Consider the following 813-nt stretch of genomic DNA (forward strand, 5'->3'; position numbering starts at 1 on the left):
CCGTCATTCCGCACCCCGTCAGCCGCTTGCAGAATATATCGCCACATAGCGCGGCCCGAGCAGCTGCAGTAAGACGCTGTGGTGTTGCTCGACGTGCAGCACGATCTGCTCGACGTGCTCAACGACCAGGACATGGATCCCTTTGAAATATTGGAACACCCAGCGCGCGGTGGGACGCGCCGTGGGCTTGCCGGTTTGATCGGGGACGGTGACCTGCTCGGCCTGGAGGACCTCGCGGATGCGCCGCTCCAAAGCGGCATAGACCAACAGGCACAGCGTCATCACCATCATCAGGGCCATGATGCGCTCGGGCTTCTTGAGGTAGAGCGCCGCGGCCATGAACAGGGGATCCTTGAGGAAGCGAAAGCCGCGCTCGACCTTCTGTTGATCCTTGTAGGCGGCGATGAGATCTTCATCACTGAGGACCTGCTCATCGAGCTGGTTGGTGGCGAGGATGAAGCAGCTTTTGCGCTCGAGGCGACGCTGACGCTCCTGCACCCGCGAGGCCAGCGCGCCGACGATGCGATAGACAAAGAAGTCTGGCTCGCGCCCCTTGGCCGGGCGCCCCTTGCCCTTGAAGCGGGGCAACGCCTCGATGTGGGTCTCGCCGAGCATCGCGATCTTGAGGGTGCGCTCGAAGCGCGCCAGGGCCTTGAGCGCATCGGCCTCGCAGGCGAAGTCGCTGCTGCACAGGCGCTCGAAGTCCTTGAGTTCGGCGCGGCCCTGCTTGAGACAGTGCTTGTCGACGCGCTTGAGGGCGCGTTGGCGCGCCTGCGGGGAATACACCACGACCCAGCGTTGGCGCACCTCGCC

The 813-nt window shown here is 64.2% G+C and carries 1 protein-coding gene; it reads right to left on the reverse strand.

Going from position 1 to position 813, the window contains the following annotated elements; translation table 11 throughout:
- Positions 1–18 precede the first annotated feature (18 nt).
- The coding region (locus tag G3480_RS29760) for an IS1634 family transposase (protein WP_164657260.1) at positions 19–813 on the reverse strand (795 nt) is incomplete at its 5' end.

The sequence above is a fragment of the Thiorhodococcus mannitoliphagus genome, from assembly GCF_010915725.1.
In the GTDB taxonomy this organism is placed as follows: domain Bacteria; phylum Pseudomonadota; class Gammaproteobacteria; order Chromatiales; family Chromatiaceae; genus Thiorhodococcus; species Thiorhodococcus mannitoliphagus.